The 12,906-nt window shown below is 71.7% G+C and carries 14 protein-coding genes, 1 pseudogene and 1 riboswitch; of the genes and pseudogenes, 7 read left to right on the top strand and 8 right to left on the bottom strand.

Going from position 1 to position 12,906, the window contains the following annotated elements; genetic code table 11:
* The first annotated feature begins 281 nt into the window (after positions 1–281).
* Positions 282–830: a sigma-70 family RNA polymerase sigma factor gene (locus G3I56_RS38180; RefSeq protein WP_164417296.1), complete on the top strand. Its 549-nt coding sequence runs from the start codon at positions 282–284 to the stop codon at positions 828–830.
* On the top strand, positions 823–1,797 hold the full coding sequence (locus G3I56_RS38175) for a CU044_5270 family protein (protein ID WP_164417294.1): 975 nt from the start codon (positions 823–825) through the stop codon (positions 1,795–1,797). The genes G3I56_RS38180 and G3I56_RS38175 overlap by 8 nt, the downstream gene beginning before the upstream one ends.
* Positions 1,798–1,908: 111 nt before the next feature.
* On the opposite strand, the gene G3I56_RS38170 is transcribed toward G3I56_RS38175, so the two are convergent.
* Positions 1,909–2,796 (bottom strand): bifunctional 5,10-methylenetetrahydrofolate dehydrogenase/5,10-methenyltetrahydrofolate cyclohydrolase, encoded by an 888-nt coding sequence (locus G3I56_RS38170; protein WP_164417292.1) that lies wholly within the window; start codon positions 2,794–2,796, stop codon positions 1,909–1,911.
* 22 nt (positions 2,797–2,818) lie between these two features.
* Positions 2,819–2,902: riboswitch (ZMP/ZTP riboswitch) on the bottom strand.
* Between the two features lie 27 nt (positions 2,903–2,929).
* Positions 2,930–3,304 carry a nuclear transport factor 2 family protein gene (locus G3I56_RS38165; protein ID WP_164417290.1) on the bottom strand — a complete coding sequence of 125 codons (375 nt, stop codon included), beginning with the start codon at positions 3,302–3,304 and terminating at the stop codon, positions 2,930–2,932.
* 172 nt (positions 3,305–3,476) lie between these two features.
* Between G3I56_RS38165 and G3I56_RS38160 the strand changes: the two genes are divergently transcribed.
* On the top strand, positions 3,477–3,773 hold the full coding sequence (locus G3I56_RS38160; RefSeq protein ID WP_164417288.1) for a hypothetical protein: 297 nt from the start codon (positions 3,477–3,479) through the stop codon (positions 3,771–3,773).
* A gap of 242 nt (positions 3,774–4,015) precedes the next feature.
* A pseudogene (locus G3I56_RS44380) lies at positions 4,016–4,141 on the top strand (iron-sulfur protein); the annotation flags it as partial.
* A gap of 22 nt (positions 4,142–4,163) precedes the next feature.
* Here the strand turns inward: G3I56_RS44380 and G3I56_RS38150 are convergent.
* The 3 genes from G3I56_RS38150 to G3I56_RS38140 form a co-directional block, all read right to left on the bottom strand.
* Entirely contained in the window at positions 4,164–5,837 is a 1,674-nt protein-coding gene (locus G3I56_RS38150; protein WP_239135346.1) for an ABC transporter ATP-binding protein, read from the bottom strand.
* Positions 5,838–6,105: 268 nt separating this feature from the next.
* Complete coding sequence (locus G3I56_RS44375; protein ID WP_239135340.1) at positions 6,106–6,273, bottom strand: hypothetical protein; 168 nt, start codon at positions 6,271–6,273, stop codon at positions 6,106–6,108.
* Between the two features lie 184 nt (positions 6,274–6,457).
* Complete coding sequence (locus G3I56_RS38140; protein ID WP_164417284.1) at positions 6,458–7,096, bottom strand: rhodanese-like domain-containing protein; 639 nt, start codon at positions 7,094–7,096, stop codon at positions 6,458–6,460.
* Positions 7,097–7,171: 75 nt separating this feature from the next.
* Between G3I56_RS38140 and G3I56_RS38135 the strand changes: the two genes are divergently transcribed.
* Positions 7,172–7,459 carry a metal-sensitive transcriptional regulator gene (locus G3I56_RS38135; protein ID WP_006373667.1) on the top strand — a complete coding sequence of 96 codons (288 nt, stop codon included), beginning with the start codon at positions 7,172–7,174 and terminating at the stop codon, positions 7,457–7,459.
* A gap of 35 nt (positions 7,460–7,494) precedes the next feature.
* Here the strand turns inward: G3I56_RS38135 and G3I56_RS38130 are convergent, their stop codons facing one another.
* Together G3I56_RS38130 and G3I56_RS38125 are read right to left on the bottom strand one after the other, a co-directional pair.
* Positions 7,495–8,241 (bottom strand): sulfite exporter TauE/SafE family protein, encoded by a 747-nt coding sequence (locus tag G3I56_RS38130; RefSeq protein WP_164417282.1) that lies wholly within the window; start codon positions 8,239–8,241, stop codon positions 7,495–7,497.
* Complete coding sequence (locus G3I56_RS38125; protein WP_164417280.1) at positions 8,238–10,157, bottom strand: MBL fold metallo-hydrolase; 1,920 nt, start codon at positions 10,155–10,157, stop codon at positions 8,238–8,240. The genes G3I56_RS38130 and G3I56_RS38125 overlap by 4 nt, the downstream gene beginning before the upstream one ends.
* 209 nt (positions 10,158–10,366) lie before the next feature.
* Here G3I56_RS38125 and G3I56_RS38120 point away from each other — a divergent pair, with 209 nt between their 5' ends.
* Positions 10,367–11,452 (top strand): S-(hydroxymethyl)mycothiol dehydrogenase, encoded by a 1,086-nt coding sequence (locus G3I56_RS38120; protein ID WP_164417308.1) that lies wholly within the window; start codon positions 10,367–10,369, stop codon positions 11,450–11,452.
* Entirely contained in the window at positions 11,452–12,081 is a 630-nt protein-coding gene (locus G3I56_RS38115; RefSeq protein ID WP_164417278.1) for an MBL fold metallo-hydrolase, read from the top strand. Before G3I56_RS38120 ends, G3I56_RS38115 begins: the two co-directional genes overlap by 1 nt.
* Before the next feature lie 89 nt (positions 12,082–12,170).
* Here G3I56_RS38115 and G3I56_RS38110 read toward each other — a convergent pair whose 3' ends face one another.
* On the bottom strand, positions 12,171–12,902 hold the full coding sequence (locus G3I56_RS38110; protein ID WP_164417276.1) for an FAD:protein FMN transferase: 732 nt from the start codon (positions 12,900–12,902) through the stop codon (positions 12,171–12,173).
* Positions 12,903–12,906: the final 4 nt, after the last annotated feature.

The raw sequence follows: 12,906 nt of genomic DNA, 5'->3' as shown, positions 1-12,906 counted from the left end.
AGACCCGGCCGGGCCAGCTCGGCGCGCATGAACAGCGCCATCACGCCACCGATGCAGAAGAACGCGAACGACGTCACCAGATACAGCGTGCCGATCGTCTTGTGGTCCGTGGTCGTCAGCCACTTGACGCTTCTGAGGCTCTTGGTGGTGCGGGGTTCGATGTTGATGGTCTTCACGCCCCGCCTGTGTCCGCACCCCGTCCGGACGTCACACTCGGGTGACGCGACGAGAATCACGGAAACGGGTGTGACGATCCGCAGAGTGCCGGACAAGAACGGGACATGAGCAACGACGAGACCTTCGCCGCTGCCTATCGCGAGCACTACTGGGCGGTCAGCCGCTATGTCGCTCGACGACTGGTCGGCCGTACCGGCGACGTGGAGGAAGTGGTGGCGGACGTGTTCACCGTCGCCTGGCGGCGCCGCAGCGATCTGCCGGCGTCCTCGCTGCCCTGGCTGTACGGCGTGGCACGCAACTGCCTGGCCAACACGGTACGCGGCCAGGGCCGGCGCCGTCGGCTCGTCGACCGGCTGGGCAACGACGAGACGGCGCACGGCAGGCAGGTCGTGGCGAGCCCCGACACCGAGCCGCCGGGCGCCTGGGTGCATGAGGCGCTCGCCCGGCTCACCCCGGCCGACCAGGAGGTACTGCGGCTGACGGCCTGGGAGGAACTCGCCGTCGACGAGGTCGCCGTGGCCCTGGGCTGCGGTACTCGCGCGGCGGCGATGCGGCTCCACCGGGCCCGGCACCGGCTGAGAACCGAGATCGACCGGATACGCCCCGCGCTCGCCGCCGACGTGCACTCCCCGAAGGAACACGGCCATGCCTGACGAACTCGACCTGCTGCGCGCCGCCAACCCGGTGCCGGCGGACGGCCTCCACTTCCGCGACGGACCGCTGGACCACGACGCGGAGCGCCGGCTCAACCAACTGCGGCACGGCAGCGGCCCGTTCGGCCGTCGCCGCACTCGCTGGATGTGGAGCCTCGCGACCGTCGCGGTGGTCGCGGCTGCCGCGTTGGCCCTGCTCCTCGTGGGCCCGAACACCGTCCCGGCTGTGGCCGCTCCCCGCCCGCTGATCGTGCAGGCCGGTTCCACCCCCGTACCCCTGGCCAGGATGGCCGAGATCGCCGAGGCGGCAGCGGCGGACGGCTCGCCGGAACTCCGCAAGGGCACCCACGTACAGACATGGAGCATGGGCATGTCCGAGGACGAGCCCCCGATCACGCTGCCTGTCGAGCGCGTGGTGCGCTGGCGGGCCGACGCGAGCCGTACCGAGCTGGTCGTGGCGACCGACCCACGGCAGCCCGGTCGGCCGGTCCTGAGCGAGGGGGACGGCGGAACCGGCCTGGTCGAGGACGGGCATGTCATCAGCGAGCAGACGTTCGGGCCGAGCTGGAGCGACGCCCCGCCCGAGTCGACACCGCCGCACGACCCGGGCCTCCTGAAGGCCTACCTCCAGGAGGCGCAACACCGGAGCACCGTGCTGACGACCCCCGAACTCCTGGACGCGGTGGGCGTGTTGCTCGACCACTGGACCCTCGGGGCCCGTGAGGACGCGGCCGTCGCCAGGATGCTGGCGGACGCCGAGGGGCTGCGGCCGGTCGGCCGGGTCACAGACCGGCTCGGGCGGCCCGGCCAGGCGTATGTGTACGACGGACACGGCTCCCGCCAGATGCTGATCATGGACCCGGCCACCGGTGCCGTTCTGGGTCTGGAGGACACCGCCACCGTCGCCGAGCCCAAGTGGGGTCTGAAGGCGGGCGACGTCATGGACTACAGCGCCTGGATGCGCTGATCACACCACTGGGACACCCCTGGAGCCTCTCCGACGGATCATGCCGGAGAGGCTCCAGGGGTGCCGACTGCCGTGACATCAGCCGCAGCACAGGCGGGCGTGCACCTGCGCCTATTTGGCACCGCGGCCGTCCTCCGGTGTGATCCGCCGGACAGGCCCGAGCTGCCGGGCGGCGGCCTCCACGGTCTGCTCCAGCAGCGTCGCGATCGTCATCGGACCGACGCCGCCCGGCACCGGGGTGATCAGCCCGGCCCGCTCGACGGCGGAGTCGAAGTCGACGTCGCCGATGTTCCCGGCGTTGTACCCGGCGTCGATCACGACGGCGCCCGGCTTGATGTCCTCTCCCCGGATCAACCGGGGCCGGCCCACGGCTGCGACCACGATGTCCGCCTCGCGGACGACGGACGGCAGGTCCCGCGTCCGCGAGTGGCAGTACGTGACGGTCGCGTCGCGCCCCAGGAGCAGCATGCCGACCGGTTTGCCGAGGATCGCGCTGCGGCCCACCACCACGGCCCGCTTGCCGGACGGGTCGACCCCGTACTCGTCGAGCAGCCGCATGATGCCGCCGGGCGTGCAGGAGACGAAGCCCGGCAGGCCGAAACTCATCGTCGCGAAGGAGGCGAAGGTGACACCGTCGACGTCCTTCTCGGGCGCGATCGCCTCGAACGCGGCCCGCTCGTCGATGTGCTCTCCCATCGGGTGCTGGAGCAGGATGCCGTGCACACCGGGATCGTCCGAGAGGGCACGCAGCGTGCCGACCAGTTCCTCGGTGGTCGTGGCGGCGGGCAGCTCCACATGGCGGGACTCGATGCCGGCCCTGCGGCAGCGGTTCTGCTTCATCCGGACGTAGGTGACGGAGGCAGGGTCGGCACCCACCAGCACTGTTGCCAGGCAGGGGCGCGTGCCCGTGCGATCGGTGAGGTCGGCGGCCTTCTTCGCGGTGTCGTCGACAATGCGCCGGGCGAGCGAGGTGCCGTCCATGAACCGGGCCTGGGACATGATCCACTCCTGAGCTGACAGTCGTCATCGCCCAGGCGCACGGCATGTGCTCTACGGGGCCGCTCCCCGGTGGTTCTCCACCTCAGCGCCAGTCACGACCCGGCGCCCAGCCTAGCCCCGGTTCCAGCCAAGGTCAGGAGGCCTCCTCGTCCCATGCCTGCAGCACGGTCTCGTCGACGATCTTGCCGTCGCGCAGGGACAGCATCGCGCTGGCAAGGACGCGGACACCGTCCGGGTACTCGCAGGACTCGGTGTAGGCGACCTGGTCGCCCTGGACGACGACCTGTTCCAGCTTGTGGGTCATGTCCCTGCCGTACACGTCGGTGAGCATGGCGCCGATCTCGTCGCGCCCGCGCTTGACCATCGGGTGGCTTGGCTGGGTGTTGCGGTCGATGACGCGCAGTTCGGCGTCCTCGGCGTAGAGCGACAGCAGTACCGTCGCGTCGTGTCCTTCGATGCCCCGGCGCAGTGCTTCGGTGTCGAAAGCGGGGCTTGCAGCGGTGCCCATGGTGACCTCCTCCGAGGGCCGCGGCCCGATCGGGCGCGGGCCGCGAGGGACCTCTCCTCCTGAGACTCCTCCGTCCCGGGAGGGTCGGCAAGCGCAGACCGGGGATGAGCCTGACGAGTGAGCGGGGCGCGGTGCCCGTGTCCGGTACGGGGCGCGCGCCGTTCACCAGTACATGATCTCAACACGACGAATCGCTGCCGCCGTTGTTCTCGCTGTCGGCGTCACCGGCCTCGCCGCCCCGCTGGCGAGCGCGGCTCCCGCCGCCGACCAGAACGCGGGCAAGCTGAACCCGATCGCCCAGCTCGACTCGCTCGCCGTGAGCGAGATTCCCGCCCAGTACCACGAGGACCTTCCCCGGGTCTCCAGCCAGCTGACCTCGCTCAACCGCCTGCAGGACCTCGAGCAGCTGCACCAGCTGACCGACATGGCAGCCCCCGTGACCGGTCTGCTGCCCGGTATCGAGGCCTGACGGACGTACTTACGCGAGAGCGGGAACGAGGGCCACCCGGCCGGACCGGGTGGCCCTTACTCGTGCCGCGTGTGTGTTCTATTGCGGTTGGTTCGCTGCCGCCGGCCGCGTGCCCAGAAAGTGGAAGCCGGGCCTCGGGTGCATCAGGAAGTCGTGGTGGGAGATGTTCCACGCGTAGGCGCCCGCCATTGAGAACAGCTAGTGAGGAAGCCTTGCCTGTCCAACCCCACTGGCATCTTTCCGGGCGCCGCCACCCGACCCGCAGCCGCGCCGGCTGATGCCTCTACTGCAGGATCCGCCCGGACGAGGCCTGCTCCACCTGCCCCCGCACCTGTGACACGGAGCGGCTGCGCAGGCTGGAGAACTGAGCGCCCTCCAGGGCGAGTTCGCTCAGCCGGTGGTTGCCAGGAACTGCGTCGCCGCCAGCTCGGCGTACAGCGGGTCCCCGGCGACGAGTTCACGGTGGGTGCCCACCGCGCGGACGCGGCCCGCGTCCATCACCACGATCCGGTCCGCCATCGTCACCGTCGACAACCGGTGGGCGACGACGAGAACGGTCGTCGTACGGGCGACATCCGCGACCGTGTCGCGCAGCGCCGCCTCGTTCACCGCGTCCAGCTGTGAGGTCGCCTCGTCGAGCAGGAGCAGCCGGGGGTGGCGCAGCAACGCCCGGGCGATGGCCACGCGTTGGCGCTCGCCGCCCGACAGCTTGGTGCCGCGATGTCCGACCAGCGTGTCGAGGCCGCGCGGCAGCCGGTCCACCAGACCGTCGAGCCGGGTCGTCTTCACCACGCGCGTGACCGCGTCCTCGTCCGCCTCCGGGCTGCCCAGCAGCAGGTTGTCGCGCAGCGAGCCCGACAGCACGGGCGCGTCCTGCTCGACATAGCCGATGGCGGAACGGAGCTCGGTCAGATCCCAGTCCGAGGCGTCCCGGCCGTCGACGGTGATGACACCGGACTCGGGGTCGTAGAACCGTTCGATGAGCGAGAAGACGGTGGTCTTGCCCGCGCCGGACGGGCCGACGAACGCCGTCATGCCCCGGGGCGGCACGGCGAACGTCACACCGTGGTGGACGTACGGAAGATCGTCGTCGTACCGGAAGCGGACCTCGTCGAAGGCGAGTGCCGCCGGTTCGGCGTCGGCGGCCGGGAGGGGCGCGGGGTGGGCCGACGACGGTTCGGCGGGCAGGGCGAGGGCTTCCTGGATGCGGGTGAGGGCCGCCGCGCCCGTCTGGTACTGGGTGATCGCGCCGACGACCTGCTGGATCGGCGACATCAGATAGAAGACGTAGAGGAGGAACGCGACCAGTGTGCCCACCTCGACTGCGCCCGTCGCGACCCGCGCGCCGCCCACCGCGAGGACCGTGATGAAGGCGATCTGCATCGCGAGGCCGGCCGTGTTGCCCGCAGCGGCAGCCCACTTGGCGGCCCGTACGCTCTGCCGCCACGACTCCTCGGCTGCCGCGTGCAGGCGCTGCTCCTCCCGGTGCTCGGCGCCGGACGCCTTGATCGTGCGCAGGGCGCCCAGTACCCGCTCCAGTGAGGCGCCCATGACGCCGACCGCGTCCTGCGCCCGCCGGCTCGCCTTGTTGATGCGCGGCACGATCACCCCGAGCACGGTCCCCGCCGCCACGATCACGGCGAGGGTGACACCCAGCAGCACCGGATCCACCAGGCCCATCATCACGATCGTCGCCACCAGGGTGAGACCGCCGGTGCCGAGGCCGACGAGCGAGTCGGTGGTGACCTCGCGCAGCAGGGTCGTGTCCGAGGTGACCCGGGCCATCAGATCGCCGGGCTCGGTCCGGTCGACGGCCGGTATCCGCAGCCGCAGCAGATAGGAGGACAGTGCCCGGCGGGCGCCCAGTACCACGGACTCGGCGGTGCGCCGCAGGACGTACGAACCCAGCGCGCCCAGTGCCGCGTTGGCGACGACCAGTGCCGACATCAGGACCAGCGCACCCGTGATCGTCCGGTCGTGGGACAGATCGTCGATGAGCCCGCGCGCCACCAACGGCAGCGCCAGCCCGGCGGCACCCGTGGCCAGCGACAGCAGGGCGCCCATCAGGAGGGTCCACCGGTGCGGCCGTACGTATCCGAGGAGCAGCCGCCAAGCGGGCGGCGGCGGACCGGCGTTCGGCTCTGCGATGCTCACGGCGCTCCCGGGGAGGCGGACGGGCGGAACATTCACCCTACGTCGGCGCCCGAGGGAGAGGCGAAGCGGTGATAGCCCCCACTCCCTGCTCTCCCCGGCCCTTCCTGCCGCCTGAGCGCTTGCCGGTCCCGGGCCGTCGCGAGGAGGAGAGGTTCCGCCTCGACGCCCCACCGGCACCTCACCCGGGCCGAGTTCGAGAGGTCGCCTCCTCGCCGGCGCCCGTGACCACGTCCGACTCCCGCACATGGTCGGCGACCGGACCGTGCCGGTGACCGGAGCCGCCGAGGCCTCCGGTGCTCGGCAGCCCGCCGAGGCTGCCGCCGAGGTTTTCGGGGAGCACTGCCACCGTCCGCCCCCGTCGACGGCGTCGGACTGCGCACCGCCGTGCTCGCCGCCGACCTGGTGCTGGTCGCGCCCTGCCGCGCGGCACCTCGCCCGTCACATCGGCGGCACGCTGGTCCACATCCGGCACCGGCGGCTCGCCCTCGGCGGCCTGGACGAGACCCAACTCGCCCGAGCCGTGCGGGACTTCATGCGTCGGCGTCCGTGGCGTGTCCCACAGGCTCGGCAGACCCGGTGGACTCGGCGCGCTCCTTGGGCCGCCGGGCGAGCGTGGTGAGAGTGGCGTCGAGGTCGGCGGGCCGCGGCCGGTTGTGCGGCAGCTTGGCCAGCAGGTGGGCCATGCCGCAGGTGTTGCTGACAGCCGAGAACGCGAGGCCGCCCGCGACACCTGCGGACAGCAGCCGCCAGGCGGGGTGCAGGCGGCCCAGCCCGAGGCCGGCGAGGACGATGCCGCCCGCGGTGAAGCGGACCTGGCGCTCCATGGACCAGGTGGCGCGGGCCCCGGTGGCGGGGTGCTGAAGTTCGAGTCCCCGCTCCCGCCAGCCCTGGGTGCCGCCGGTCAGGGTCATGGCCGGGACGCCGTTGTCGGCGAGGAGCGAACACACGGACTCGGAGCGGGCGCCGGAGGCGCAGACGACGAGCAGTTCACGCTGGTCCGTCGCCTCCTTGAGGGCGGGCAGTGCGCGGCGGAGGTGGTCCAGAGGGATGTTGAGGGCGCCGGGCAGATGTCCGGAGGCGTACTCGCCCGGGGTGCGGACATCGACGACGGTCAACTGCGGCAGGCGGGTACGGGCCTGGTCGGTGTCGAGGGCGAGGGGAGCGGTCATGAGTGACTGGGATCCTTTCGTGGGGGTGGACCTTGAGGAGGTAAAATACCCCCAAGGGTATATAGAGGAGTGATTGTGGAACTGCAGTTCGAGGGTGCTGAGCTCAAGTCGGTGCTGAACCGGTTGCGCCGGGCGCAGGGGCAGATCTCCGGTGTGATCAGGATGATCGAGGAAGGCCGCGACTGCGAGGAGGTCGTCACCCAGCTCGCCGCCGCCTCCCGTGCCCTGGACCGGGCGGGCTTCGCCATCATCGCGACCGGACTCCAGCAGTGCCTGACCGACGTGGAGGCGGCCGGGCGGAACGGCGAGACGAAGGAGCAGATGCGGGCCCGGCTGGAGAAGCTGTTCCTGTCGCTGGCGTGAGCGTGTTCGAGGGTTGAGCGGTGGGTGGTCGGTGATCACACCACCGCGTCGGCCAGCATGAACAGCGCCACCGCCAGCAGTACCCAGGCGAAGAGCCGCTGAAGCCGGCTCCCGGAGACACGGCCCGCGAGCCGCTTGCCGTCCCACGCCCCGAGGATGGCGGCCCCGGCGAAGGGCGCGACCAGCGCCCAGTCGACACGGGTCGCCGTGTCGGCCCGGGCCAGCAGCGCGGCCAGTGAGTTGACGGTGATGACCAGCAGGCTCGTCCCGACGGCGGCCCGCATCCGCAGCCCCACGATGTTCACCAGCGCCGGTACGGCGAGAAAGCCGCCGCCCACGCCCAACACCCCGGTCACCGCCCCCAGCCCCGCGCCCGCCCGAGCGACTTGAACGGGCCGCACCTGCACTCCCTCCCGTACGGACGCCGAAGGGCGCAGCATGCGGTACGAGGCAAGCCCGGCGATCACCGCGAACGCGCCGGTCAGCAGGGCGGACGGCACATACCCGCTCACGGCCCCGCCGAGCATCGCGGGCACCAGCCCCGCCGCCGCGAACACGGCCCCGGCCCGCCACTCGACGCTGCTCGCCCGGGCGTGCGAGGCCAGCGCGGTGGCGGAGGTGACGCTGACGACGGCCAGGCTCGCGGTGGTGGCCGCGGCCGGGGTGAAACCGAGCAGATAGATCAGCGCGGGCACGGCCAGCACGCTGCCGCCGCCCCCGAGCGCCCCCAGGGCAAGACCGGTCACCGCCCCGGCGACCAGGGCGAGAACGAACGCACTCACGCGAGCGGTCCGCCATCGCCGCGGGACACTGTCGGCAGCTCGCTGGTGGGTGTGGGGGGCCGGGCAGGGGTTGCCGGCAGCTCGTTCGCGGTCGTCGTCGGTCGGTCCGCGTCCGCCCGCAGCCCGTCCCCGGTCGTCACCGGCAGGCCCGCAGCCACCCACGCCCGCATCCCGCCGATCACGTCCGCGACCTCCGCGCCGCGCGCCGTGAGGAGCGTCGCCGCCTCCCGGGAGCGCTTGCCGGAGCGGCAGATCGCGATCAGCGGACGCCCCTGCGCGGACCCCGGCAGCGAGGTACCCGCCGCCAGTGCCGACAGCGGGGCGTGCACCGCACCGACGGCATGCCCGGCCGCCCACTCCTCGGCCTCACGGACGTCCACGAGTACGGCCGCCCCGTCCGCGCCCATGCGATCGAGGGCCTCGGCCGGGGTGACCCGGGCCATGGGAAGCCCCGCCTCGCGGGTTGCGGCGAAGGCGTCGTCGACGGCGACCACGACGCGCCCCGCAGCGTCCAACAGCGAGGCGGCGATCGCGGCCCGCATGCCGCCCGCGCAGTGCACCCACACCGTCCCGTCGGGTATCTCCGCGAGCCGGTCGCGCACCTGGTGGAGCGGGATGTGCAGCGAACCCGCGATGTGGCCGCCCGCGCGCTCGGAGTCGCGCCGCACGTCCAGAACCACGACCTCCTCGCGTTTCTGCTGCGCCAGGCCGGCGAACGTGGCGCGCGGCTGCTCGCCAGGACGTGGCAAGGTGGTGGGGGAGCCGGTGACGGCGGTCGGGCGGACAGTGTCGACGGGCACCAACAGCTGCTTGACATAGGCGAGTTGGTGCGCCAGGTCGGCAAAGGAAGCGCGCGGGAAAGTGCGCGGCTGCTCTCCCGGACGCAGCCAGGCAACGGGGGAGCCCGTGGAGGCGGCGGCGGGTCGGTCGATACCGACCCGCACCAACTCCCTCTGAGCGTTCGCGAGTTGGGCGGCCGACTCGGCGAGCAGCGTCACCGGCCTGCCCCACGGCAGCAGCCACGCCAGATAGGTGGCGAGGTGTCCCGTCGCCTCGAAGTTGACCGACCCGACGACATGACCTTCGGCGAACGTGACCCGGTTGCGCAGATCCACCACCCACTCCCCGGCGGCCAGCCGCGCCGCGATCTCCACGGCGTCCGCCGGGGCCGGCGGAGTCAGGTCGACGGGCGCCGGTCCCGCGGAGTTCACCGGGCCCATGTGCGCGTAGTACGCAGGCACGTCGTCGAGCCCGGCGAGCAACTCGGCGACGAACGTGTCGGCGTCCTTGACCAGCGCCTCGTTCGCGACGCGTTCCCGTCCGATGGTCGTGGCGTCGCCTGCGGCCGTCCCGGCGGAACAGAAGCTGCCGAAGCCGTGGGTGGGCAGTACCGCCGTCTCGTCCGGGAGTTCGGCCGCCAGTCGGTGCGCCGAGTCGTACTGCGCCCGGGCCAGCTCCCCGGTCAGCCTCGGCTCGACCAGATCCGGCCGCCCGACCGTGCCGATCAGCAGCGAACCGCCGGTGAACACGGCCACGGCCAGACCGTCCTCCTCCAGGACGTACGCGGTGTGGTGCGGGGTGTGCCCGGGCGTGGCCAGCGCGCGCAGCACCAGCCCCTCATCGATCTCCACGCTGTCCCCGTCCGTGATCGGCACCCTGTCGTACGCGACCCGCGCGCCGGCCGGGACGAGGTAGGCGGCGCCGGTGATCCGGGCCAGCTCCAGGCCACCGGTGACGTAGTCGTTGTGGATGTGCGTCTCGACGACGTGTGTGACGCGCACACCCCGCCGGGCGGCGGCCTCGATCACCCGGTCGATGTCCCGAGGTGGATCGATCACCACGGTCCGGTGCGGCCCACCCGCCAGATAGCCGCGGTTGCCCAGTCCCGGCACGTCGATGCGGTCAATGAAGTACATGGCGGCACTCCTTTCTCTCCTCATGAAGTTCTCGCGACGCTTCACGAAGCCTCGCGAAATTACCCCGGGGGGTATATTCGTCACCGTAGCAGAGATACCCCAGGGGGTATTGGCGGGCCGGGCTAGACCGTGAGCGTGCTGTTACCGATCAGTCGCGCGTAGGGTCGGAGCGAAGAACCGAACATTGGCCGATGGAAGGGTTCAGCACCATGGCGCAGGAAGTACGCGGCGTGATCGCACCGGGCAGGAACGAACCGGTGCGGGTCGAGACGATCGTCGTGCCGGACCCCGGCCCGGGCGAGGCCGTGGTCCAGATCCAGGCCTGCGGGGTGTGCCACACCGACCTGCACTACAAGCAGGGCGGGATCAACGACGAGTTCCCCTTCCTGCTCGGCCATGAGGCGGCCGGGGTCGTGGAGTCGGTGGGGGACGGGGTCACGGACGTGGCTCCCGGTGACTTCGTGATCCTCAACTGGCGTGCTGTGTGCGGGAGTTGCCGGGCCTGTCTGCGTGGACGCCCGTGGTACTGCTTCAACACGCACAACGCCAAGCAGAAGATGACCCTGCTCGACGGCACGGAACTCTCCCCGGCCCTCGGTATCGGTGCCTTCGCCGAGAAGACCCTCGTCGCGGCCGGGCAGTGCACCAAGGTCGACCCCTCCGTCTCGGCCGCCGTCGCGGGGCTGCTGGGATGTGGCGTGATGGCCGGTATCGGCGCCGCCATCAACACCGGGAACGTCGGACGCGGTGACACGGTCGCCGTCATCGGCTGCGGCGGCGTGGGCGACGCGGCGATCGCCGGAGCCAACCTCGCGGGCGCCTCGAAGATCATCGCCGTCGACATCGACGACCGGAAACTGGCCACCGCCCGCACGATGGGCGCCACGCACACGGTCAACTCCAAGGAGACCGACCCGGTCGAGGCGATCCAGGAGCTGACCGGCGGCTTCGGCGCCGACGTCGTCATCGAGGCGGTCGGCCGCCCGGAGACGTACAAGCAGGCGTTCTACGCCCGTGACCTCGCCGGAACCGTGGTTCTGGTCGGAGTGCCGACGCCGGAGATGAAACTGGAGCTGCCGCTGATCGACGTCTTCGGGCGCGGTGGCTCGCTGAAGTCGTCCTGGTACGGCGACTGCCTGCCCTCCCGTGATTTCCCCATGCTCATCGATCTGCACCTCCAAGGCCGCCTGGACCTCGCCAAGTTCGTCACCGAGACCATCCAACTCGACGAGGTGGAGAAGGCGTTCGAGCGGATGCACGGCGGCGACGTACTGCGTTCCGTGGTGGTGCTGTGATGGCCGCCCGCATCGAACACCTCGTCACCTCCGGGCAGTTCAGCCTCGACGGCGGCACCTGGGACGTCGACAACAACGTATGGATCATCGGCGACGACCACGAGGCGATCGTCATCGACGCCGCCCATGACGCCGACGCCATCGCGGCGGCCGTCGGCGACCGGCGCCTGACCGCCATCGTGTGCACCCACGCCCACAACGACCACATCGACGCGGCCCCCGCCCTCGCCGCGCGCACCGGCGCCCCGATCCTGCTCCACGCCGACGACCTGCCCCTGTGGAAGCAGACCCACCCGGACCGGGAACCCGACGCCTGGCTGACCGACGGCCAGGCGATCGAGGCCGCAGGCACCGACCTGATGGTCCTGCACACGCCCGGACACGCGCCGGGCGCGGTCTGCCTCTACGCCCCGGGACTCGGAGCCGTCTTCACCGGCGACACCCTCTTCAACGGCGGACCCGGTGCCACCGGCCGCTCCTACTCCCACTTCCCGACGATCATCGCCTCGATCCGGGACCGGCTGCTGGCCCTCCCGCCCGAGACGAAGGTCCTCACCGGGCACGGCGACCCCACCACCATCGGGGCCGAGGCACCGCACCTGGAGGAATGGATCACCCGCGGTCACTGACGACCACGGAACCCGACACCGCACGCCTGTGGGCGCCCTCCGTCTCGACGGAGGGCGCCCACAGGGACGTACAGAGCAGGTAGGTGCGTTCAGGCGGCGACCGGTACGACCGGCAGACCCGGGGTCCGGGAGACCTGCCGGTCGGCGTCCACCGCGAACACCTCGCAGCCCTTGCGCCCGGCGGCCCACTCGATGCCCTCCACGCCCATCGCGAACGCGGCCGTAGCCGTCGCGTCCGCCTCGGTGAGCGTGGCGGCGACGACGGTCAGGCTCAGCAGCCCGGTCGCCGGGCGGCCGGTGCGGCCGTCGAGGATGTGGTCGCCACGCTCGTAGCGGGCGGAGGTGGCCACACCGCCCTCGGTGATCTCCAGCACCGTGCACAGCTGGTCGGCGTGCTCGGGATGCCGTACCCCCACCCGCCAGGGGCGCCCGGCGGCGACCACGTCACCGCCGGCGTTCAGGCAGTACGTCCGTACGCCCGCCGCCTCCAGCAGATCCGCCGCCCGCTGTACCGCCCAGCCCTTCACCATCGCGCACGGGTCCAGGCCCCGTCCGGGCAGCCGTACGTCGAACGCGCCCCCGGTCGCGACCCGGTATTCCTCACACAGGCCGAGCACCTCGGTGAGGTCCGCGCTCAGCGCGCCGGCCTCCAGTTCGCCCCGGTCGAGGCGGGACACCTCGCTGTCGTCCTTGAAGGGGCTGAAGCGCGCGTCGACCTCGTGGAGCCAGGCGAACACGGCGTCCGCCGCCTCTGCCGGGGCGTTCTCGTCGTCGATCCGCAGCGAGATCGGGAACCCCATGATGTGCTCGACGCGACGCATGCCA

This window comes from Streptomyces sp. SID12488, from assembly GCF_010548275.1.
Taxonomy (GTDB): domain Bacteria; phylum Actinomycetota; class Actinomycetes; order Streptomycetales; family Streptomycetaceae; genus Streptomyces.
Note: the sequence above shows the minus strand (reverse complement) of the source record. Positions and strands in the feature narration are given on the sequence as shown.